This window comes from Streptomyces sp. NPDC015144 (genome assembly GCF_043079735.1).
GTDB lineage: Bacteria > Actinomycetota > Actinomycetes > Streptomycetales > Streptomycetaceae > Streptomyces.
Genome location: NZ_JBIBUU010000014.1, coordinates 205,883 through 226,146, shown reverse-complemented (window position 1 = coordinate 226,146; position 20,264 = coordinate 205,883). Strand labels below are relative to the sequence as shown.

The 20,264-nt window shown below is 71.2% G+C and carries 23 protein-coding genes and 4 tRNA genes; 8 read left to right on the top strand and 19 right to left on the bottom strand.

Annotated elements, in window-relative coordinates; genetic code table 11:
• Nucleotides 1-106: 106 nt before the first annotated feature.
• The 6 genes from ACF08W_RS24045 to ACF08W_RS24020 form a co-directional block, all read right to left on the bottom strand.
• The gene (locus ACF08W_RS24045; protein WP_392280473.1) at nucleotides 107-1,024 is read right to left on the bottom strand and encodes a hypothetical protein; all 918 of its coding nucleotides are present in this window, start codon (nucleotides 1,022-1,024) and stop codon (nucleotides 107-109) included.
• A gap of 169 nt (nucleotides 1,025-1,193) precedes the next feature.
• Nucleotides 1,194-1,916, bottom strand: coding sequence for a 50S ribosomal protein L1 (gene rplA, locus ACF08W_RS24040; RefSeq protein ID WP_352276115.1), 723 nt, complete (start codon nucleotides 1,914-1,916; stop codon nucleotides 1,194-1,196).
• A gap of 81 nt (nucleotides 1,917-1,997) precedes the next feature.
• Nucleotides 1,998-2,432, bottom strand: coding sequence for a 50S ribosomal protein L11 (rplK, locus tag ACF08W_RS24035; protein ID WP_006126872.1), 435 nt, complete (start codon nucleotides 2,430-2,432; stop codon nucleotides 1,998-2,000).
• Nucleotides 2,433-2,606: 174 nt separating this feature from the next.
• Nucleotides 2,607-3,461, bottom strand: a complete 855-nt coding sequence (gene nusG, locus ACF08W_RS24030) for a transcription termination/antitermination protein NusG (protein WP_392280472.1) — start codon at nucleotides 3,459-3,461, stop codon at nucleotides 2,607-2,609.
• A gap of 73 nt (nucleotides 3,462-3,534) precedes the next feature.
• The gene (gene secE / locus ACF08W_RS24025) at nucleotides 3,535-3,822 is read right to left on the bottom strand and encodes a preprotein translocase subunit SecE (protein ID WP_352276112.1); all 288 of its coding nucleotides are present in this window, start codon (nucleotides 3,820-3,822) and stop codon (nucleotides 3,535-3,537) included.
• Nucleotides 3,823-3,928: 106 nt separating this feature from the next.
• A tRNA-Trp gene (locus tag ACF08W_RS24020) sits at nucleotides 3,929-4,001 on the bottom strand.
• Between the two features lie 225 nt (nucleotides 4,002-4,226).
• Here ACF08W_RS24020 and ACF08W_RS24015 point away from each other — a divergent pair.
• Both ACF08W_RS24015 and ACF08W_RS24010 read left to right on the top strand, forming a co-directional pair.
• Nucleotides 4,227-5,453 (top strand): pyridoxal phosphate-dependent aminotransferase, encoded by a 1,227-nt coding sequence (locus ACF08W_RS24015; protein WP_352276111.1) that lies wholly within the window; start codon nucleotides 4,227-4,229, stop codon nucleotides 5,451-5,453.
• A gap of 121 nt (nucleotides 5,454-5,574) precedes the next feature.
• Nucleotides 5,575-6,597 carry an adenosine deaminase gene (locus ACF08W_RS24010; RefSeq protein WP_385208183.1) on the top strand — a complete coding sequence of 341 codons (1,023 nt, stop codon included), beginning with the start codon at nucleotides 5,575-5,577 and terminating at the stop codon, nucleotides 6,595-6,597.
• Between the two features lie 19 nt (nucleotides 6,598-6,616).
• Here the strand turns inward: ACF08W_RS24010 and ACF08W_RS24005 are convergent, their stop codons facing one another.
• From ACF08W_RS24005 to ACF08W_RS23980, 6 genes are all read right to left on the bottom strand, one after another.
• Nucleotides 6,617-7,672, bottom strand: coding sequence for a UDP-N-acetylmuramate dehydrogenase (locus tag ACF08W_RS24005; protein WP_385208180.1), 1,056 nt, complete (start codon nucleotides 7,670-7,672; stop codon nucleotides 6,617-6,619).
• A 137-nt stretch (nucleotides 7,673-7,809) separates the two neighbouring features.
• Nucleotides 7,810-8,238: a MaoC family dehydratase gene (locus ACF08W_RS24000; RefSeq protein ID WP_352276105.1), complete on the bottom strand. Its 429-nt coding sequence runs from the start codon at nucleotides 8,236-8,238 to the stop codon at nucleotides 7,810-7,812.
• Nucleotides 8,238-8,690, bottom strand: coding sequence for a MaoC family dehydratase N-terminal domain-containing protein (locus ACF08W_RS23995; protein ID WP_352276103.1), 453 nt, complete (start codon nucleotides 8,688-8,690; stop codon nucleotides 8,238-8,240). Before ACF08W_RS23995 ends, ACF08W_RS24000 begins: the two co-directional genes overlap by 1 nt.
• Nucleotides 8,691-8,798: 108 nt before the next feature.
• Nucleotides 8,799-8,963 (bottom strand): 50S ribosomal protein L33, encoded by a 165-nt coding sequence (rpmG, locus tag ACF08W_RS23990; RefSeq protein ID WP_003956487.1) that lies wholly within the window; start codon nucleotides 8,961-8,963, stop codon nucleotides 8,799-8,801.
• Nucleotides 8,964-9,052: 89 nt separating this feature from the next.
• Nucleotides 9,053-9,125, bottom strand: a tRNA-Met gene (locus tag ACF08W_RS23985).
• A 46-nt stretch (nucleotides 9,126-9,171) separates the two neighbouring features.
• A tRNA-Thr gene (locus tag ACF08W_RS23980) sits at nucleotides 9,172-9,244 on the bottom strand.
• A 388-nt stretch (nucleotides 9,245-9,632) separates the two neighbouring features.
• Between ACF08W_RS23980 and ACF08W_RS23975 the strand changes: the two genes are divergently transcribed.
• Both ACF08W_RS23975 and ACF08W_RS23970 read left to right on the top strand, forming a co-directional pair.
• The gene (locus ACF08W_RS23975) at nucleotides 9,633-10,928 is read left to right on the top strand and encodes an amidohydrolase family protein (RefSeq protein ID WP_385208175.1); all 1,296 of its coding nucleotides are present in this window, start codon (nucleotides 9,633-9,635) and stop codon (nucleotides 10,926-10,928) included.
• A 34-nt stretch (nucleotides 10,929-10,962) separates the two neighbouring features.
• On the top strand, nucleotides 10,963-11,619 hold the full coding sequence (locus ACF08W_RS23970; protein WP_352276100.1) for an SDR family oxidoreductase: 657 nt from the start codon (nucleotides 10,963-10,965) through the stop codon (nucleotides 11,617-11,619).
• A 12-nt stretch (nucleotides 11,620-11,631) separates the two neighbouring features.
• Here the strand turns inward: ACF08W_RS23970 and ACF08W_RS23965 are convergent, their stop codons facing one another.
• Nucleotides 11,632-12,081: a DUF523 domain-containing protein gene (locus ACF08W_RS23965; protein WP_385208171.1), complete on the bottom strand. Its 450-nt coding sequence runs from the start codon at nucleotides 12,079-12,081 to the stop codon at nucleotides 11,632-11,634.
• Between the two features lie 64 nt (nucleotides 12,082-12,145).
• A tRNA-Tyr gene (locus ACF08W_RS23960) sits at nucleotides 12,146-12,227 on the bottom strand.
• 429 nt (nucleotides 12,228-12,656) lie between these two features.
• On the opposite strand from ACF08W_RS23960, the gene ACF08W_RS23955 reads away from it, so the two are divergent.
• The 3 genes from ACF08W_RS23955 (at nucleotide 12,657) to ACF08W_RS23945 (ending at nucleotide 14,571) form a co-directional block, all read left to right on the top strand.
• Nucleotides 12,657-13,145 carry a YajQ family cyclic di-GMP-binding protein gene (locus ACF08W_RS23955; protein ID WP_352276098.1) on the top strand — a complete coding sequence of 163 codons (489 nt, stop codon included), beginning with the start codon at nucleotides 12,657-12,659 and terminating at the stop codon, nucleotides 13,143-13,145.
• Between the two features lie 219 nt (nucleotides 13,146-13,364).
• On the top strand, nucleotides 13,365-13,865 hold the full coding sequence (locus ACF08W_RS23950; RefSeq protein ID WP_392280471.1) for a methylated-DNA--[protein]-cysteine S-methyltransferase: 501 nt from the start codon (nucleotides 13,365-13,367) through the stop codon (nucleotides 13,863-13,865).
• 1 nt (nucleotide 13,866) lies between these two features.
• The gene (locus ACF08W_RS23945; RefSeq protein ID WP_385208114.1) at nucleotides 13,867-14,571 is read left to right on the top strand and encodes an alpha-ketoglutarate-dependent dioxygenase AlkB family protein; all 705 of its coding nucleotides are present in this window, start codon (nucleotides 13,867-13,869) and stop codon (nucleotides 14,569-14,571) included.
• On the opposite strand, the gene ACF08W_RS23940 is transcribed toward ACF08W_RS23945, so the two are convergent.
• Nucleotides 14,532-14,804: a GlsB/YeaQ/YmgE family stress response membrane protein gene (locus ACF08W_RS23940; protein WP_352276093.1), complete on the bottom strand. Its 273-nt coding sequence runs from the start codon at nucleotides 14,802-14,804 to the stop codon at nucleotides 14,532-14,534. The genes ACF08W_RS23945 and ACF08W_RS23940 overlap by 40 nt on opposite strands.
• 272 nt (nucleotides 14,805-15,076) lie before the next feature.
• On the opposite strand from ACF08W_RS23940, the gene ACF08W_RS23935 reads away from it, so the two are divergent.
• On the top strand, nucleotides 15,077-15,478 hold the full coding sequence (locus ACF08W_RS23935; protein WP_352276091.1) for a YccF domain-containing protein: 402 nt from the start codon (nucleotides 15,077-15,079) through the stop codon (nucleotides 15,476-15,478).
• Between the two features lie 20 nt (nucleotides 15,479-15,498).
• Here ACF08W_RS23935 and htpX read toward each other — a convergent pair whose 3' ends face one another.
• The 4 genes from htpX to ACF08W_RS23915 form a co-directional block, all read right to left on the bottom strand.
• The gene (gene htpX, locus ACF08W_RS23930) at nucleotides 15,499-16,362 is read right to left on the bottom strand and encodes a zinc metalloprotease HtpX (RefSeq protein WP_392280470.1); all 864 of its coding nucleotides are present in this window, start codon (nucleotides 16,360-16,362) and stop codon (nucleotides 15,499-15,501) included.
• 179 nt (nucleotides 16,363-16,541) lie between these two features.
• Nucleotides 16,542-17,003, bottom strand: a complete 462-nt coding sequence (gene mscL, locus ACF08W_RS23925; protein WP_385208110.1) for a large conductance mechanosensitive channel protein MscL — start codon at nucleotides 17,001-17,003, stop codon at nucleotides 16,542-16,544.
• A gap of 95 nt (nucleotides 17,004-17,098) precedes the next feature.
• Nucleotides 17,099-18,703, bottom strand: coding sequence for an NADH-quinone oxidoreductase subunit N (locus tag ACF08W_RS23920; protein WP_385208107.1), 1,605 nt, complete (start codon nucleotides 18,701-18,703; stop codon nucleotides 17,099-17,101).
• Nucleotides 18,700-20,247 (bottom strand): NuoM family protein, encoded by a 1,548-nt coding sequence (locus ACF08W_RS23915; RefSeq protein ID WP_392280488.1) that lies wholly within the window; start codon nucleotides 20,245-20,247, stop codon nucleotides 18,700-18,702. The genes ACF08W_RS23920 and ACF08W_RS23915 overlap by 4 nt, the downstream gene beginning before the upstream one ends.
• Nucleotides 20,248-20,264 lie beyond the last annotated feature (17 nt).

The window sequence follows — 20,264 nt, the reverse complement described above, 5'->3', positions numbered from 1 at the left end:
TCTTGCGAGAGCACGGCAACGACCAGCGGTCTTTGGCTTCTGTAGGAGAGTACGCGACCGTGGTCGCGCCGAGCAAATCCGTCCGGTCCGGGTCGGACCGGGAGCGTCAGGACGCGGCGCCGGCCGCCCCCTGCTGCTGCTTCAGCAGCTCGGTGAAGTCCACCGTGTCGGCGGCCGCGGGGCGCTCGACGGAGACCTTCGTCCCGTAGTCGCTGTAGTACACCGTGGAGTTGAACTCGCCGGTCTTCATCTGACCGCGCTCGACCTTCTTGACCAGCAGGTCGTTGGCGTCGACCCAGATGTCGACCTGCTCGGTGGTGATGCCCGCCGCGCTGAGCTGCTCCTTGAGCTCCTTCAGCTGGGCGGCGTCGAGCTCGGAGTTCTTCCCGGTGAGCGCGGCGACGTCGAGGGTGCCGGAGTAGTGGGTGGTCCGCACCCCGCGTACGTCCTCGGCGCCGACCTTCTTCACGTCGCCGGAGGCCAGCAGCGACTTCACGCCCTGCTCGGGGGTGGCGTTCTGGATCTGCTGCTTCATCGCCTCGCCGGAGGCGCCCGCCATCTTGGCGAGGTCGGCGTAGCGGTAGCTGATCCAGTGCTTGCCGCCGACCTGCTTGGCGAAGCCCTCGCCCATGTTGGCGACGTAGCCGTCCTTGAAGTACCGGGCCTGCATCGTGCTGTCGGCGCCGGACTGCTTCAGGGTGTCCGCCATGCTGCCGCCGGTGTAGGTGATCTCCATGGTGCCGGAGAGCCCGTCGGACCAGTCGACCGTTCCGGTCTGCTTCATGGACATCACGGTGCCCATCTCGGTGGTGCCCTCGATCTTGGCCGACCGCTCCCCGCCGGTCTTCTTCTCCACGCTGCGCAGCGCGGCGATCGGGTCGGCCTTCACCACACCGCCGGCCTTGTCGGCGGTCCCCCGGTCGGCGCTCTTGCCGCTGTCCGACCCGCTGCAGGCCGCGACCGACGTCAGCGCCGCCACTGCCGCCACCGACAGACACACGCGTCGCACGGTACTGGTCCTCATGTCAGCTTCCACCCCTCGTTCGGCTCCGTCGGGACCTCACGCTAACGCACGCCTCCGACACCGCCTTCGGTATTCGTATGACGTGAACGAGGACGGGCCCCGCACCTCGAAAGGTTGCGGGGCCCGTCCTTTGTCACACGTGACGCGGCCTGGTGCCGAGCGCGGAGGCTCAGACGGCGGCCGGGTCCTCCTCGACGAGGAGGTTACGGGTGCGGTTGGCGTCCAGCGGGATGCCGGGGCCCATCGTGGTGGCCAGAGCGGCCTTCTTGATGTAGCGGCCCTTGGCGGCGGACGGCTTCAGACGGAGGACTTCCTCCAGCGCCGCCGCGTAGTTCTCCACCAGCTTGGTGTCGTCGAACGAGACCTTGCCGATGATGAAGTGCAGGTTCGAGTGCTTGTCGACGCGGAACTCGATCTTGCCGCCCTTGATGTCGGTGACAGCCTTGGCGACATCGGGGGTGACGGTGCCGGTCTTCGGGTTCGGCATCAGACCACGCGGACCGAGCACGCGGCCGAGGCGGCCGACCTTGCCCATGAGGTCCGGGGTGGCGACGACGGCGTCGAAGTCCAGGCGGCCCTTGGCGACCTCGTCGATGAGCTCGTCGGAGCCGACGATGTCGGCGCCCGCGGCTTCCGCGGCCGCAGCACGGTCACCGGTCGCGAAGACCAGGACCCGGGCGGTCTTGCCGGTGCCGTGCGGGAGGTTCACGGTGCCACGGACCATCTGGTCGGCCTTGCGCGGGTCGACACCCAGGCGGAAGGCGACCTCGACGGTGCCGTCGAACTTCGTGGTTGCGGTCTCCTTGGCGAGACGGACGGCCTCGAGCGGGGCGTAGAGGCGCTCCCGGTCGACCTTGGCGTCCGCAGCCCGGAGGTTCTTGCTGCGCTTCACTGCTGCTCCTGTGGTTTCAGAGTGTGGAGTCGTGGTGCGGGCCAGCGCTTGGCCCTACCACTGAGGACGTGAGGGGCTGACTCAGCCTTCGACCGTGATGCCCATGGAACGGGCGGTGCCAGCGATGATCTTCGACGCGGCGTCGAGGTCGTTGGCGTTCAGGTCGGGGAGCTTCGTCGTGGCGATCTCACGGACCTGGGCAGCCGTCAGCTTGGCGACCTTGGTCTTGTGGGGCTCGCCGGAGCCCTTCTCCACGCCCGCAGCCTTGAGGATCAGCTTGGCGGCCGGCGGAGTCTTCGTGACGAAGGTGAAGGAACGGTCCTCGTAGACCGTGATCTCCACCGGCACGACCATGCCACGCTGCGACTCGGTCGCGGCGTTGTAGGCCTTGCAGAACTCCATGATGTTGACGCCGTGCTGACCGAGCGCGGGGCCGACCGGCGGGGCCGGGTTGGCCGCACCGGCGTTGATCTGGAGCTTGATAAGCCCCGTGACCTTCTTCTTCTTGGGAGGCATTGCTCTCTCCGGGTCCTAGTGAGAGTGTTTCGCCGCCGTCCGGTCATCCGGATGGAGGCATACCGCACAACGATAACGGGTATAGCTGCGCGACCAAAAACCGAGCAGGTCAGACGGGCTTCTCAGCCGGTCTGACCTGCTCGGTAGGCATGTGTCCAGAATCAGCCGGGAGGCTCAGTTCTTCTGGATCTGGTCGAAGCTGAGCTCGACCGGGGTCTCGCGACCGAAGATCTCGACCAGGCCCTTGACCTTCTTCGAGTCGGCGTTGATCTCGTTGATCGTCGCCTGGAGCGTGGCGAACGGGCCGTCGGTGACGGTGACCGAGTCGCCCACCTCGAAGTCGAGCACCTGGACCTCGACCTTGCGGGCCGGAGCCGGCTTGCCCTCGGCCTCGGCGGCCTCGCGGGCGGCCTTCTCCTCGGCCTCCGGGGCGAGCATCTTGACGATCTCGTCCAGCGTCAGCGGGTACGGGTCGTAGGCGTTGCCCACGAAGCCGGTGACGCCGGGGGTGTTGCGGACGACGCCCCAGGACTCGTTCGTCAGGTCCATGCGCACCAGGACGTAGCCCGGGAGCTTGTTCTGGCGGACGTTCTTGCGCTCACCGTTCTTGATCTGGACGATCTCTTCCTCGGGCACCTCGGCCTGGTAGATGAAGTCCTCGACGTTGAGCGAGACGGCGCGCTGCTCCAGGTTGGCCTTCACGCGCTTCTCGTAACCGGCGTACGTGTGGATGACGTACCACTCGCCGGGCAGACCGCGCAGCTCCTCGCGGAGCGCCGTGACGGCGTCGACGGGGGCGGCCTCCTCGGCCTCCTCCACGTCCGCGTCCCCGGCCTCTTCCGCGGCCTCGTCGGCGTCCTCGGCGTGCAGGGCGGCTTCCTCGGCGGGCTCACCCGCGGCGGCGTCGGCAGCTTCGGCCTGGTCCGGGTCCTCGGCGTCCGCCGCCTCGACGATGTCGAGCTCGTCCTCGGCGGACTCGAAGGCGCCCGCCGTCGGCTCGACGGCGTCGTTCAGGTTCGGGTCAGACACGTGGCTGCTTCTTCCTGGAATACAAATGGGTGGAACATGCGAAAGGGGCGCCCATGAGGCGCCCTCCGCGGGATCAGCCGAAGACGTACTTGATGACCCGCTGGAATCCGAAGTCAATCACGGTCACCAGGCCGATCATGACGACGACGAAAGCAATCACCACAGTGGTGTACGTCGTCAGCTGGCTGCGAGAGGGCCAGACGACCTTGCGCAGCTCGGCGATGATCTGGCGGTAGAACAGCGCGAGGCGACCCAGAGGGCCCTTCTTCCCGCGCTTTCCGCCCTTCCGGGTCTTCTTCTTCGACTCGGGTACTTCATCCTCGGCATCAGGCATGTCGATGGAGCCCACGGCGTCCGTCACGCTTCTCACCTGATTCCGGGTCATGGCCGTGCCGCGCCCGGTGGAGCCGCACGGCGGTGCATTGAAGTACGTACATGCGCACACATCCTGGCGAAGGAGTGTGTAGCAGGGCCGGAGGGACTTGAACCCCCAACCGCTGGTTTTGGAGACCAGTGCTCTACCAATTGAGCTACGACCCTTTGTGGTTTCCACCAACCTACCGCATCTTCCCGGATGACTCCGATGCAGGAACGGTGCGGCTGGTGAAGGCCAACGACAGGTGAGTGTACGTGCTCATCGGCCCCGCGTCGAACAGATAGCTTCCGACAACTCCTGGTCGTATCCCGTCCACATGCTGTCCGGGCGGTGTCCGGACCCTGAAACCCTTGCGCCGACTGGGATCACGGTCTGGGACCATGGGAGCCATGAGCGCTGCAACCTCCCCCTCCGAGCGCCGGGTCTCCGCCCGTATCGCTGCCATCTCCGAGTCCGCCACCCTCGCCGTCGACGCCAAGGCCAAGGCCCTCAAGGCCGCCGGCCGCCCGGTGATCGGCTTCGGTGCCGGCGAGCCCGACTTCCCGACGCCCGGCTACATCGTCGACGCCGCCGTCGAGGCCTGCCGCACCCCGAAGTACCACCGCTACACCCCGGCGGGGGGCCTCCCGGAGCTCAAGGCCGCCATCGCGGAGAAGACGCTGCGCGACTCGGGCTACGAGGTCGACGCCTCCCAGATCCTGGTGACCAACGGCGGCAAGCAGGCCATCTACGAGGCGTTCGCCGCGATCCTCGACCCGGGCGACGAGGTCATCGTCCCCGCCCCGTACTGGACGACCTACCCGGAGTCGATCCGGCTGGCCGGCGGTGTCCCGGTGGAGGTCGTGGCCGACGAGACGACCGGCTACCGGGTCTCCGTCGAGCAGCTGGAGGCGGCGCGCACCGAGCGCACCAAGGTCGTCCTGTTCGTCTCCCCGTCGAACCCGACCGGCGCCGTCTACAGCGAGGCCGACGCCGAGGCGATCGGCCGCTGGGCCGCCGAGCACGGCCTGTGGGTGCTGACCGACGAGATCTACGAGCACCTGGTCTACGGCGACGCGAAGTTCACCTCGCTGCCCGCGATCGTGCCCGAGCTGCGCGACCGGTGCATCGTGGTCAACGGCGTCGCCAAGACGTACGCGATGACCGGCTGGCGGGTGGGCTGGGTCATCGGCCCGAAGGACGTGGTCAAGGCCGCGACCAACCTCCAGTCGCACGCCACGTCCAACGTCTCCAACGTGGCCCAGGTCGCCGCGCTGGCCGCCGTCTCCGGGAGCCTGGACGCGGTCGCCGAGATGCGCACGGCCTTCGACCGGCGCCGGCGGACCATCGTCCGGATGCTCAACGAGATCGACGGGGTGTTCTGCCCGGAGCCCGAGGGCGCGTTCTACGCCTACCCCTCGGTGAAGGAGCTGCTCGGCAAGGAGATCCGGGGCCGGCGTCCGGCCACCTCGGTCGAACTGGCGGCGCTCATCCTGGACGAGGCCGAGGTCGCGGTCGTCCCGGGTGAGGCGTTCGGTACGCCGGGCTACCTCCGGCTGTCGTACGCCCTGGGCGACGACGACCTGGTCGAGGGTGTCTCGCGGATCCAGAAGCTGCTCGCCGAGGCCAAGGCCTGAGCGGCTGCTATGTGAGTGGGCGGCCCCCGGCTCCGGCCGGGGGCCGCTCATTTGTTCGGGGTTCACCCCTGATTCGGGAACCGGCTACCACCGAACCCCGCGCATACGGCAGGATCCGGGGATGGAGCGTGATGTACGGCTGTTGCCCAAGGCCCACCTGCACCTGCATTTCACCGGGTCGATGCGGCCAACGACCCTGCTCGAACTCGCCGACAAGTACGGCGTCCGGCTCCCGGACGCGCTGACCAGCGGCGAGCCGCCCGAGCTGCGGGCCACGGACGAGCGCGGCTGGTTCCGTTTCCAGCGGCTCTACGACATCGCCCGGTCCTGTCTGCGGGAGCCGGAGGACATCCGGCGGCTGGTCCGCGAGACGGCCCAGGAGGACGTCGCGGACGGCTCCGGCTGGCTGGAGATCCAGGTCGACCCGACCTCCTACGCCCCGCTGCTCGGCGGGCTGATCCCGGCGATCGAGATCATCCTGGACGCGGTGGACAGCGCCTCCGCGGAGACCGGCCTGCCGATCCGGGTGGTGATCGCGGCGAACCGGATGAAGCACCCGCTGGACGCCCGCACGCTCGCCCGGCTCGCGGTGCGGTACGCGGACCGGGGCGTGGTCGGCTTCGGGCTCTCCAACGACGAGCGCCGCGGAATGGCCCGGGACTTCGACCGGGCCTTCGCCATCGCCCGGGAGGGCGGCCTGCTGGCCGCGCCGCACGGCGGTGAGCTGTCGGGCCCGTCCAGCGTGCGGGACTGCCTGGACGACCTCGACGCGGCCCGGATCGGGCACGGGGTGCGGGCCGCCGAGGACCCCCGGCTGCTGCGCAGGCTCGCGGAGCGCCAGGTGACCTGCGAGGTCTGCCCCGCGTCGAACGTGGCGCTGGGCGTGTACGAGAAGGCCGCCGACGTCCCGCTGCGCGCCCTCTTCGACGCCGGGGTGCCGATGGCCCTGGGCGCGGACGACCCGCTGCTCTTCGGCTCCCGGCTGGCGGCGCAGTACGAGCTCGTCCGGCGCCACCACGCGTTCACGGACGAGGAGCTGGCCGAGCTGGCCCGGCAGTCGGTGCGGGGCTCGGCCGCCCCGGCCGCGGTGCGGGAGGAGCTGCTGGCGGGCGTCGACGCCTGGCTGGCGGAGCCCGCCGCCTGATCCGGCGGGCGGGGGCGTCCTACAGCCGCACGCCGACCGTCACCGGTTCGTTGACGAGCGTGACGCCGAACGCCTCGTGGACCCCGGCGACGACCTCGCGGGCCAGTGCGAGGAGGTCCTCGGTGCTCGCCTCGCCCCGGTTGGTGAGGGCCAGGGTGTGCTTGGTGGAGATGCGCGCCGGGCCGGTGCCGTAGCCCTTGGTGAAGCCGGCCCGGTCGATGAGCCAGGCCGCCGAGGTCTTGACGTGTCCCCCGGCCGCGGGGAAGGCGGGGGGTGAGACCTCGGGGCCGAGCCGGTCGGCGACCCGGGCGCGGAAGGCCTCGTACGCCGCCTCGTCGAGGATCGGGTTGGTGAAGAAGGACCCCGCCGACCAGGTGTCGTGGTCCTGCGGGTCGAGCACCATGCCCTTGCCCGCGCGGAGCGCGAGCACCGTCTCGCGGGCGGCCGCCGCGGGCACCCGCTCGCCCTGCTCGACGCCCATCGCCCGGGCCGTCTCCGGGTACTTCAGCGGCGCGGAGAGGCCACCCGCGTCCTCCAGCTCGAAACGGACCCGCAGCACCACGAACCGGTCGGGTTCGGCCTTGAAACGACTGTGCCGGTACGAGAACGCGCAGTCGGCGTTCGGGATGGTGACCGTCTCGCCGGCCCGGCGGTCGTAGGCGACGACCTCCGTGATGGTGGAGGAGACCTCCTGGCCGTACGCGCCGACGTTCTGGATCGGTGTGGCCCCCGCGGAGCCGGGGATTCCGGCCAGGCACTCGATGCCCGCGAGCCCCGCCTCGACGGTGCGGGCGACGGCGTCCGTCCAGACCTCGCCGGCGGCCAGCTCCAGGCGCGTGCCGTCCAGGGCGAAGCCCCGGGTGGCGATGCGCAGGGCGGTGCCGTCGAAGCCCTTGTCGCCGATGACGAGATTGCTGCCGCCGCCGATGAGGAGCAGCGGGGTGCCGTTCCGGTCGGCCTCGCGGACGGCGGCGACCACCTCGTCGTCGGTCGTGGCCGTGAGGAGGCGGGTGGCGGGGCCGCCCAGCCGGAAGGTGGTCAGCGGGGCGAGGGGCGCGTCATGGAGTTCCTGCACGGGGACAAGGGTACGGTCCGTGTCCCCGCCGCTCGGGCGGGGCACGGGTGGCGGCCGCCACCCGCTTCCGGTCACGGGGAAGAGCTGAGGGGCGCGGCCCCGCGGACCGCGCCCCTCATGCCTCGTACGCCGCGGTCTCAGGCGAGCCGCACCACGGCGCGGGACATGCCCAGCACCTTCTGGCCCGCGCTCATGGCCGTGAGGTCCACCCGCACCCGGTTGTCGTCCAGCAGGGCGGCCACCTTGGCGCTGACCTCGATGAGGGCACCCTCGTCGTCGTTCGGCACGACGACCGGCTTGGTGAACCGCACCCCGTACTCGACGACCGCGGCCGGGTCACCGGCCCAGTCCGTGACCACCCGGATCGCCTCGGCCATGGTGAACATGCCGTGCGCGATCACGTCCGGCAGCCCGACCTCGCGGGCGAACTTCTCGTTCCAGTGGATCGGGTTGAAGTCCCCGGAGGCACCCGCGTACCGCACCAGCGCCGCCCGGCTCACCGGGAAGGACTGCGCCGGGAGCTCCGTACCGACCTCGACCGACTCGTAGGCGACCTTCGCCGTCATCACGCCTCCTCGGCGGCGCGCGCCACCAGCTTCGTCCACGCGGTCACCACGTGCTCGCCCGATTCGTCGTGGACCTCGCCCCGGACGTCCAGGATGTCGTTGCCCGCCAGGGACTTGATGGACTCGATCGTCGAGGTGACGGTCAGCCGGTCCCCCGCCCGCACGGGGCGTACGTAGCTGAACTTCTGGTCGCCGTGCACCACCCGGTTGTAGTCCAGGCCCAGCTGCGGGTCGTGGATGACCTGGCCGGCGGCCTTGAAGGTGATGGAGAACACGAAGGTGGGCGGGGCGATCACATCGCTGTGGCCGAGCGCCTTGGCGGCCTCGGGGTCGACGTACGCCGGATTCGCGTCGCCCACCGCCTCGGCGAATTCGCGGATCTTCTCCCGGCCCACCTCGTACGGCGGGGTGGGCGGATAGGTCCGCCCCACGAAGGACTGGTCGAGCGCCATGGGCTCGCTACCTCCTGGTGAAATGTGAACAGGCCGAAGACAGAACAGCCTTCATACAACGACACGAGGCCGCCCCCCAAAGGGGACGGCCTCGTGTACGAGCCTGATTCAGCGCGTTTCGCGGTGCGCCGTGTGCGAGTTGCAGCGCGGGCAGTGCTTCTTCATCTCAAGACGGTCCGGGTTGTTGCGCCGGTTCTTCTTGGTGATGTAGTTCCGCTCCTTGCACTCCACGCAGGCCAGCGTGATCTTCGGGCGGACGTCGGTGGCAGCCACGTGAGTGCTCCTTGGACGGACGGATGGACGGATGAACGCAAAGAAGAGTAGCCGATCGAAGGACCGACCCCACAATCGGCTACCGTGTGTAGCGGTGACCGGACTTGAACCGGTGACACAGCGATTATGAGCCGCTTGCTCTACCGACTGAGCTACACCGCTTTGATGACTGATCTCCCCCGCCGAAGCGGGGGATCTCGATCACCAGAGCCCCAATGCGGAATCGAACCGCAGACCTTCTCCTTACCATGGAGACGCTCTACCGACTGAGCTATTGGGGCGAGCGAGGAAGACATTACACGGTCCGTCGCCGATCGCCCAAATCCGATTCCGGGCCCCCTCCCGCGGCCCGGACGCACGCACCGCCGATCCCGTGCCGCGCGGGCCCTCGGGCCGCGCACCGCACGCCCCGGGAGCCCCTGCCGCCCCTCTGAGCAGGGCTTCCCCGACCCCGGCCCCCGGTACCGCGCCGACGCGTTTCCGCCCCGCACATCCCGCCGGGCCGCACCGGTACGACTATTCCGCTCCTCCCCGAACCGCGCCGGACACGCCCCTAGGCTCGTCCCACTCTGCGTGATCTTGCCCCTCTTCCCTCGTTCCCTCCCCCTTTTGCCCCTCTCCTCGCGCCCGTCCCTCGCCCACCTTCGATCGCCTGCTACCTGGAGCACGATGCCCGACAGCCAGCCGCGGCAGCCGGACGACCGGGCCGCCGACGCGTCCGGCGCCTCCCGCGGCGCCTCCCCGGCCGGGACCGGACCGGTGCTCTGCGGCGCCCGTCTCGCCGACGGCCGCGTCGTGGACGTACGGCTCGGCGGCGGCCGCATCGAGGCCGTCGGCACGGCGGACAGCCTCACCGCCTCCTCCGGCCCGCGGCTCGACCTGCGGGGCTATCTGCTGCTCCCCGCCCCCGCCGAGCCCCACGCCCACGGCGACACCGCCCTCACCGCCGACGGCGCGGGCCCCGGCCTCCCCGGACCCGCCTCGGACCGTCCGGAGGACATCCGGCGCCGCGCCACCGAGGCCGCCCTGCTCCAGCTCGGCCACGGCGCCACCGCGCTGCGCTCGCACGTCCGGATCGGGGACGTCCAGGGCCTGGCCGCGCTCGAAGCCGTGCTGCAGGCCCGACGGTCGCTGCGGGGGCTGGCCGAGCTGACCCCGGTCGCCGTGCCCCGGCTGCTCACTGGTGTCGCGGGCGCCGGGAACCTGGCGATGCTGCGCGACGCGGTGAAGATGGGGGCCGGCGCGGTCGGCGGCTGCCCGGACCTCGATCCGGACCCGGCGGGGTACGCGGAGGCCGTGCTGGAGGTCGCCGCCGAGCAGGGCTGCCCCGTCGACCTGCACACGGACGGCGCCGACCCGGCCCGGCTCGCCCGGCTCGCCGCCATGGCGGGAGGGCTGCGCCCCGGCGTCTCGCTGGGCCCCTTGGCGGGCCTCTCCCGGCTTCCCGCGCAGGTCGCGGGGCGAGCCGCCGATCAGCTCGCCGCGGCCGGGGTGACGGTGATCTGCCTGCCCCAGGGCGGCTGCTGCGGGGCCGAGGGGTGGGGCAGTGCGCCGGTGCGGCTGCTGCGGTCGGCCGGGGTGCGGGTCGCGGCGGGGAGCGGGGCGCTGCGGGACGTGGCGAACCCGGTGGGCCGGGGCGATCCCCTGGAGGCCGCCTACCTGCTGGCCTCGCAGCACGGATTATCGCCCGAGGAGGCGTACGGGGCGGTGTCCTCGGTGGCCCGGGAGGTGATGGGGCTGCCCGCCGTCCGGGTCGAGGCGGGGTTCCCCGCCGAGCTGCTCGCCGTGCGCGGGGAGGGGCTGCCGGGCGCGCTCTCGCTCGCGTACAGCCGGATCGTGGTGCACCGGGGCCGGGTGGTGGCGCGGACGAGCGCGGTGCGCGAGTACTGCGACTCCGAGACCGCCGTGGGCCTCGGCCTGCCCCGCCAGGGGCGATCCGACCACGGTCCCTCCGGCGGGCCCTGAGCGCGGCGGCCCGTCCCGGCGTACCGTCGTGACCATGCGCATCGTCATCGCAGGTGGACATGGTCAAATCGCGCTGCGGCTGGAGCGGCTGCTCGCCGCGCGCGGGGACGAAGCCGTGGGCGTCATCCGCAATCCGGCCCAGGCCGAGGACCTCAGGGCGGTGGGCGCCGAGCCGGTCGTCCTGGATCTCGAATCGGCCTCCGTGGAGGAGGTGGCGCGGGTGCTGGACGGGGCCGACGCGGCGGTCTTCGCCGCCGGGGCGGGCCCGGACAGCGGCGCGGCACGCAAGGAGACGGTGGACCGCGGGGCGGCGGTGCTGTTCGCCGACGCGGCCGAGCGGGCGGGCGTACGGCGCTACGTCGTGGTCTCGTCGATGGGCGCCGACCCGGACCATCCGGGCGACGAGGTCTTCGACGCCTACCTGCGGGCCAAGGGCGCGGCGGACGCGGACGTGCGCTCCCGGACGGCGCTCGACTGGACGATCCTGCGCCCCGGCATGCTCACCAACGACGCGGGCAAGGGGACGGTCCTGCTGGCCGCGTCGACCGGCCGTGGCCCGGTGCCGCGCGACGACGTGGCGGTGGCGCTGCTGGAGCTGCTGGACACCCCGGCGACGGCGGGGCTGACGCTGGAGCTGATCGCGGGGAACGTACCGGTCTCGGTCGCGGTGAAGGACGTCGCCGGGAACTGAGCCGGCCCGGCGTCAGCCGCGCGGCGCGGGGCGTACGGCGATGCCGTGGCGCTCCAGCAGCGCGGCGGTCACGCCGTCACCCGGGCGGAGCGTGCCGGTGAACGTGCCGTCGTAGACCGTTCCGCGCCCGCAGGAGGGGCTGCGGTCCATCAGCAGCGCCTCGGTGCACCCGGCCCGCCGCGCGGCCGCCAGCGCCCGCTGTGCGCCGTCCACGAACTCCGCCGTCACGTCGTGGCCGGTGTCGTCGACGACGCGGGCGCGGCCGTCGAGCACGTCGTGGCCGTCGCCGCCGACGATCTCGGCGGGGCGGCGCGGGGTGGCGAGCCCGGCGGCGGTCTCGGGGCAGAAGGCGACCGGACTGCGCTCGCCGAGCGCCTCGGCCACCGCGCCGGATTCCTTGGCCCGGCCGTCGAACCGGCAGGGCACCCCGCGCAGACAGGCACTGACCAGTACGGATTCCATCGTCACGGCCCTTTCGCAGCAGAAACAAAGAGGGCCCCTGTCGTGAGACAGGGGCCCTTCGATGTGGCGGCGCCAGGGTTCGAACCTGGGTAGGCTGAGCCGGCAGATTTACAGTCTGCTCCCTTTGGCCACTCGGGCACACCGCCGGGATTCGCTGCCGCTGATTCCCGCTTTTCGGCGGTGCTCTCTGGCAACGACGTAAACGATACCCGATGCCCGGGGGTGCTTCGCCACCCGGTTGATCAGCGGCTTGGCCGGCGGATCCGTCAGCGGCTCCGGGGGCGGGGATGCCGAGGGCTGTCCCGTCGCCCCCGGCGGATCGGCGCGCGGCGTCGGACGCGGTGCACCGCAAGACGGAGGGGCGTCCGCGTACTGCATGTATTCGGATGGTCCGACAACGCGGCGAGGTGCCGCGGCTGTCGTCGCGCGCCCGCCGGGGACGACGGGACAGCCCTTAGGCTTTGACCACGGCGCGCGGGACCGGTGGGTCCGCCGCCGCTCGTACGCGCGCACGGCGCCGTGCGCATTCCGACGCGTTCCGATTCCCGGTACCCCGATCCAAGGAGCCACACGTCATGGCCGACTCCAGTTTCGACATCGTCTCGAAGGTCGAGCGGCAGGAGGTCGACAACGCCCTCAACCAGGCCGCCAAGGAGATCTCGCAGCGTTACGACTTCAAGGGCACCGACGCCTCGATCGCCTGGTCCGGCGAGAAGATCCTGATGGCGGCGAACGGCGAGGAGCGGGTCAAGGCCATCCTCGACATCTTCCAGTCCAAGCTGATCAAGCGCGGCATCTCGCTCAAGTCGCTGGACGCGGGCGAGCCGCAGCTGTCCGGCAAGGAGTACAAGATCACCGCCACGATCGAGGAGGGCATCTCCCAGGAGAACGCCAAGAAGGTGGCGAAGATCATCCGCGACGAGGGCCCGAAGGGCGTCAAGGCGCAGGTCCAGGGCGACGAACTGCGGGTCAGCTCGAAGAGCCGGGACGACCTCCAGGCCGTGCAGGCGCTGCTGAAGGGCCAGGACTTCGACTTCGCGCTGCAGTACGTGAACTACCGGTGAGCTGACCGGACAGGGTGCGGCGGGGGCCCGTCGCCGGGGAGGACTCCGGCGACGGGCCCCGTCGCGTTCGCGCGGGCGGCGGGGCGTGAGCCGGGTGGAACGCGCGGGGCTCGACGTCCGAAAACCGCCGGTCCGGTCGGCGCGGGGGACGCAGACTGGTCCACATCGGGTGACGGTTTCCCCCGGAATCCGGCAGGACGTGCGAGAAGGGTACGAGCCATGACCATGTACGCGACGGTCGACAGCCCGCTGGGCGAACTGCTGCTGGTCGGCGAGGAGACCGGCGACGGGGTGGCACTCGCCTCGCTCTCGCTGCCCGGCCAGAAGGGCGGCGCGGTGGTCGAGGAGGGCTGGGTGCGCGCGCAGGCGGCCTTCGAGCCGGTCGCCGCCCAGCTGCGCGAGTACTTCGCGGGCCGGCTGACCCGCTTCGACCTCAGGTACGCGGAGGGCGTCGGCACCGACTTCCAGCGGCGGGTGTGGGCCGCGCTGGACACCGTGCCGTACGGGGAGACCGTCTCGTACGGGCAGATCGCCGCGCGGGTCGGCTCCTCGGGGGCCGGGGTGCGGGCCGTGGGGACGGCCATCGGGCGCAATCCGCTGCTGGTCGTGCGGCCGTGCCACCGGGTGATCGGCGCCGACGGGTCGCTGCGGGGGTACGCGGCCGGCCTGGAGCGCAAGGAGTTGCTGCTGGGGCTGGAAGGCGCCGGGGCGGTGCGCTGAGGTGACCGGGCTCTTCCCCCGTCCCCGGGCCGTGGTCGCGCCGGGCGCGGTGCACGTGCCGGAGTGGCTTCCGGTCGAGCGGCAGCGGGAGTTGGTGGCGGCCTGCCGGGAGTGGGCGCGCGGGCCGGTGCCGCTGCGGCACACCGCACTGCCGGGCGGCGGGGTGATGTCGGTGCGGACGGTCTGCCTGGGGTGGCACTGGCAGCCGTACCGGTACACGCGTACGGCCGACGACGTGAACGGGGCCCGGGTGGCCGAATTCCCCGACTGGCTGGCGGAGTTGGGGCGGGAGGCGGTGGCCGCGGCGTACGGGGAGGAGGGCCCGGCGGCGGCGTACGCGCCGGACGCGGCGCTGGTCAACTTCTACGACGGGGCGGCCCGTATGGGCATGCACCAGGACAAGGAGGAGCGCTCGGACGCCCCGGTGGTGTCGCTCAGCATCGGCGACAGCTGCGTCTTCCGCTTCGGCAACCCGGAGGGCCGCGGAAGGCCGTACACGGACGTGGAGTTGGCCTCGGGCGATCTGTTCGTCTTCGGCGGGCCGTCCCGTTACGCCTTCCACGGGGTGCCGAAGGTGCGGCCGGGGACGGCCGGTCCCGCGACGGGGCTGAGCCATGGCCGGCTCAACATCACCCTGCGCGAGACCGGACTGGCCGGCACGGGGCGTCAGCGGCGTTCGCGGGAGTTCCCGAACAGCAGCCGGTAGAGGATCAGCAGGATCAGGGAGCCGCCGATGGCGGCGATCCAGGTGGCCATGTCGAAGAAGTCGTTGTCGATGGGGCGGTCGAGGAAGCGCGACGATATCCAGCCACCGAGGAAGGCGCCGACGATTCCGATCAGGGTGGTGCCGACCAGGCCGCCCGGGTCACGTCCCGGCAGCAGGACCTTGGCGATGACACCGGCCACCAGGCCCAGAATGATCCATCCGATAATGCTCATGCGCGCGAACCTACCCATCACTCGTTCCTGGAATCCAGGACGCCGATGACGGTGGCGTGGTTGCCCGGGGTTCCGGCCCGCGGCCCGGGAGGCCGGGCCCGCGCGAGCAACTGTGCGGTGCGGTTCGCGCGTTCCTGGTGAGGGGCGGCTCCGGCGAACGGGCCGGTGCCGGATCGGTCACCTACGCGGACCGCTCCGGTTACCTCTGCCCCCGGACGGGGCCGATACTGGCCATCGGAGCAACTACGGGCAACCCCCGGAAGGCGAGCGACATGAAGCCCATACAGCTGATCCTGAACATCATCTGGGTGGTGTTCTGCGGATTCTGGATGGCCCTCGGCTATCTCGTCGCGGCACTCATCTGTTTCGTGCTGATCGTGACCATCCCGTTCGGCATCGCGTCGCTGCGGATCGCCGGTTATGTGCTGTGGCCGTTCGGGCGGACGACCGTGGAACGGCCGGAGGCGGGGGCGCCGTCCTGCGTCGGCAATGTGATCTGGCTCGTCTTCGCGGGGTGGTGGCTGGCGCTGGGGCACCTGCTCACCAGCATCCCGCTGTTCGTGTCGATCATCGGCATCCCCTTCGGCTGGGCGAACCTGAAGCTGATCCCGATCTCGCTGATGCCGCTGGGCCGCGAGGTGGTCCCCAGCGACCAGGCGTTCGGCGCCCGCTGAGCCTCCGGACGGCGGGCCCTTCAGGCGCGGGGGCCCGCCATCCGTTCCAGCCGGGCGATCCGCTCCGCCATGGGCGGGTGCGTGGAGAACAGCTTGGACAGGCCCTGGCCGGGGCGGAACGGGTTGGCGATCATCATGTGGCTCGCGGTCTCGATCCTGGGCTCCGGGGGCAGCGGCAGCTGCTTCGTACCGGCTTCGAGCTTGCGCAGCGCGTTGGCCAGGGCCAGTGGGTCGCCGGTGAGCTGGGCTCCGGAGGCGTCCGCCTCGTACTCCCGGGAGCGGCTGAGGGCGAGCTGGATGATCGAGGCCGCGACCGGGCCGAGGATCATGATCAGCAGCATGCCGAGGAATCCGGGGCCGTCGTCGTTGTCGGACCGGCCCACCGGGATCAGCCAGGCGAAGTTGACCAGGAACATGACGACGGAGGCGAGCGCCCCGGCGATGGACGAGATCAGGATGTCGCGGTTGTAGACATGGCTCAGCTCGTGGCCCAGGACGCCGCGCAGCTCGCGCTCGTCCAGGATCTGGAGGATGCCGTCGGTGCAGCAGACGGCGGCGTTGCGCGGGTTGCGGCCGGTGGCGAAGGCGTTGGGGGCCTGCGTCGGGGAGATGTAGAGCCGGGGCATGGGCTGGCGGGCGGCGGTGGAGAGCTCGCGGACCATCCGATACAGCTGCGGGGCCTCGAACTCGCTCACCGGGCGGGCCCGCATCGCCCTCAGCGCGAGCTTGTCGCTGTTCCAGTACGCGTAGGCGTTGGTGCCGAGGGCCACGAGGACCGCGACGATCAGGCCCGTACGCCCGAAAAAGCTTCCGATGACGATGATGAGGGCGGACAGGCCCCCGAGGAGTACGGCGGTTCTCAGCCCGTTGTGCCGGCGGTGCACGGTACGCCCTCCAAGTGGTGCGGCAGGGGAACCCTTTGCTTGGTGGTCTCCACTACCCCAGTGGAGCCTCCCGTACGGGTCAACGCCAGGCGGGAGGAGCGAGTTCCCCGGGGCCGTACCGCCGCCGGGCAGGGCCTGTCCGGCCCTTGCGGGCCGGAGCGGGCACTGGGCCGTACGGGTCAGCGCTGGGCGGGCACCGGAAGTCCGGCGGTCTCCAGGGCCGCGGGGTCCGGCTTGATCTCGCTGGTGCAGTGGGCGCAGCGGGAGGCGATGGCCGGGATCTCGGTGTAGCAGCGGGGGCAGTCGCGGACGACGGCCTTGATGTCGACCTTCTCCGCCTTGGCGAACCGGGCCTGGACCTTCGCCATGGGCACGACGACGCCGAAGTAGAGGACGGCGGCGGTGATCAGGAACGCGATGGCGGCGGCGAGGAACTTCCCGTACGGGAAGATGGCGCCCTCGACCGTGAACTGCGCCGAGCTGAAGTCGCCGACGGATCCGGTGGCGAGGCCGATCAGCGGGGTGATGAAGGCCGTGCTGAATCCGGTGACGACCGCGGTGAACGCGGCTCCGACGGCCAGACCGATGGCCATGGAGATGACGTTTCCGCGCAGGATGAAGTCCTTGAACCCGTTCAGCACCGCTCTGCTCCTCTGGGGATGTGTCCGTGTGGGGGGATGTGCGGGCAAGACCATGCCCTGTACGGGGCGCCCCGGGCAAACCGATCTTCGTGACGTCAGAAGAGATTGACCGCGGCGAAGCGGAGGATCGCCTGGGGGGCGCCGGAGAGCAGCACTCCGGCCACGGTGGTGAGCGCGATCACGGCGGTGAGGGGGGCCGGAACGGCGTGCCTGGTGGGGGCGGGTGCGGCGCCGTCCACGGGGACCGCGGCGGGGGCGGGCGCCGGGGCGTTCCCCGGGGCCTCCTCGGGGGCGCGGAAGAGTGTCGCGGTCCACTGGAGGTAGTAGTACAACGCGATCACGACGTTGACGGCCATGACGACGGCGAGCCAGCCGAGTCCGGCGTCGACGGCCGCGGAGAAGACCGTGACCTTGGCGAAGAGCCCGATGATGCCGGGCGGCAGTCCGGCCAGGCAGAGCAGGAAGAAGGCCATCGCCAGGGCGGCGAGGGGTCGGGTGGCGTACAGGCCGCGGTAGTCGGTGAGGCGGTTGCCGGGGCTGGTCCGGGCGACCAGGGCGGCGACTCCGAAGGCCCCGAGGTTCACGACGGCGTACATGAGGGCGTAGGCGACGGTGGAGCCGATGTGCTCGTCGCTGGAGTACGCGGCGGCGGCGATCGGGACCAGGAGGTAGCCGGCCTGGGCGACGGAGGACCAGGCGAGCAGGCGTACGGCGCCGCGGGCCCGGTCGGCGCGCTGGCGCAGGGCGGCGACGTTGCCGAGGGTCATGGTGAGCGCGGCGAGGACGGCGAGGGCCGGTCCCCAGACGTCGGCGTAGGCCGGGAACGCGATCACGGTGACGAGGATGAGGCCGGAGAAGCCGACCGCCTTGCCGACGACCGAGAGGTACGCGGCGATCGGCAGCGGGGCGCCGACGTAGGTGTCGGGCACCCAGAAGTGGAAGGGCGCGGCGGCCGTCTTGAAGGCGAAGCCGACGAGGGTGAGGGCGACGCCCGCCTTGACGAGGGTGTCGAGCTGTCCGGGCACGTCGTCGAGGCGGGCGGCGATCTCGGTGAGGTGCAGGGTGCCGGTGGCGGCGTAGACGAAGCTGACGCCGAGCAGCATGACGGCGGTCGCGACGACGGAGGAGAGGAAGAACTTGAGCGCGGCCTCGGAGGAGCGCCGGTCGCCGCGCTTGATGCCGACGAGCGCGAAGGCGGGCAGCGAGGCGACTTCGAGGGCGATGACCAGGGTCGCGAGGTCGCGGGCGGCGGGCAGCAGGGCGGCACCGGCCGCGGAGGACAGCAGCAGGAACCAGTACTCCCCGGGGCGCCGCCCTCGGGTGTCGCCGAGCGAGAGCAGGGCGGTGAGCAGGGCGCCGCCGAGCACCAGGACCTGGATGACCAGGGCGAAGTGGTCGGCGGTGTAGCTGCAGGCGGTGCCGGAGGTCGCGGCGGCCGATTCGGTGAGGCAGAAGGTGGAGCGGTCGCCGGCGCGCAGCGGGACGAGCAGGGCCAGGGCGGCGACGAGCCCGGCGGCGGTCAGGGTGCCGAGCAGCGGTTTGCGGTGTTCGGGGAGGAAGAGGTCGGCGACCAGGACGACCAGGGCCATGGCGGCGACGGCGACCGGGGGCGCGATCGCGAGCCAGTCGACGGACTGGACGAGGTCGGGGGTGCTCCCGGCGGCGGTGACGACGCCCGGGACGGCGACGGCGGTGGTCACGACTTGCCTCCTGCGAGGAGCTTCTGCACGGCCGGGTCGGTGAGGCCGAGGAGGACGGCGGGCCAGAGACCGGCGAGGACGGTGAGCGCGGCGAGCGGGGTCCAGGCGGCGAACTCGTACGTCCGGATGTCGGCGAGGGCCGGTGCCTCGCGCTTCTCGCCCATGCAGACCCGGCGGACGACCATGAGCATGTACGCGGCGGTGAGCAGGGTGCCGAACGCGGCGATCGACATGAAGGTGAGGAAGGCGGGCCTGCTGAGGCCGTCGGCGGGGTCGAAGGAGCCGAAGAGGGCGAGCATCTCGCCCCAGAACCCGGCGAGGCCGGGCAGGCCGAGGGAGGCGACGGCGGCGAAGGCGAGGAGGCCGCCGAGCCGGGGGGCCCGACCGTAGAGCGCGGCCCCGGTGGCGCCGGAGAGGGTGTCCAGGTCGGCGGTGCCGTACCGGTCCTTGATGGCGCCGACCAGAAAGAACAGCAGGCCGGTGATGAGGCCGTGGGCGATGTTGGCGAAGAGCGCGCCGTTGACCCCGGTGGGGGTCATGCTCGCGATGCCGAGGAGCACGAAACCCATGTGGCCGACGGAGGAGTACGCGATCAGGCGCTTGAGGTCGCCCTTGGCGCCGGGGCGGACGAGGGCGAGGCAGGCCAGCGATCCGTAGACGATGCCGACGACGGCGAAGGCGGCGAGGTAGGGCGCGAAGGTGTGCATCCCGTCGGGGGCGACGGGGAGCAGGATGCGGACGAATCCGTAGGTGCCCATCTTCAGCAGGACGCCCGCGAGCAGGACGGAGCCGACGGTCGGGGCGGCGGTGTGGGCGTCCGGCAGCCAGCTGTGCAGCGGCCACATCGGGGTCTTCACGGCGAGCCCGATCCCGATCGCCAGAACGGCGATGACCTGCACGGACGAGGTGAGCCCACGGCCGTTGTCGGTGGCGAGTGCCACCATGTCGAAGGTGCCGCTCTTGAGCCCGATCAGGAGCAGGCCCAGCAGCATGACGACCGAACCGAGCAGTGTGTAGAGGATGAACTTCCAGGCGGCGGCCTGCCGTCCGGCACCGCCCCAGCGGGCGATGAGGAAGTACATCGGGACGAGCACCGTCTCGAAGGCGAGGAAGAAGAGGATCAGGTCGAGGACGGCGAAGGTGGCGAGGGTGCCGGTCTCCAGGAGGAGCAGGAGGGCGACGAACGCCTTCGGGGAGGGGCCCTCGGGGGGCTTGAAGTAGCTGTGGAGCGCGCAGAGGAAGGCCAGCAGCGCGGTCAGGACGAGAAGGGGGAGCGAGATGCCGTCGATGCCGAGGTGGATGCGGACGTCGAGCGCCGGGATCCAGCCGATGTCGGTGGTGGCCTGCATCTTCGACGGGTGGTCGTGGTCGAAGCCCGCGGCGAGGACGAGCGCGCCGAGGAGAACGGCGCCGGTGACGGTCACGCCGTGGCGGAGCACGGCCTGGTCGGGGCTGCTCCCCTTCAGTCCGGGCGGGGCCGGGAGGAGGGCGGCCGCGGCGCCGACGAGCGGGCCGGCGATGACCAGCGCGAGAAGGAACTGCATCACGGATTCACTGATAT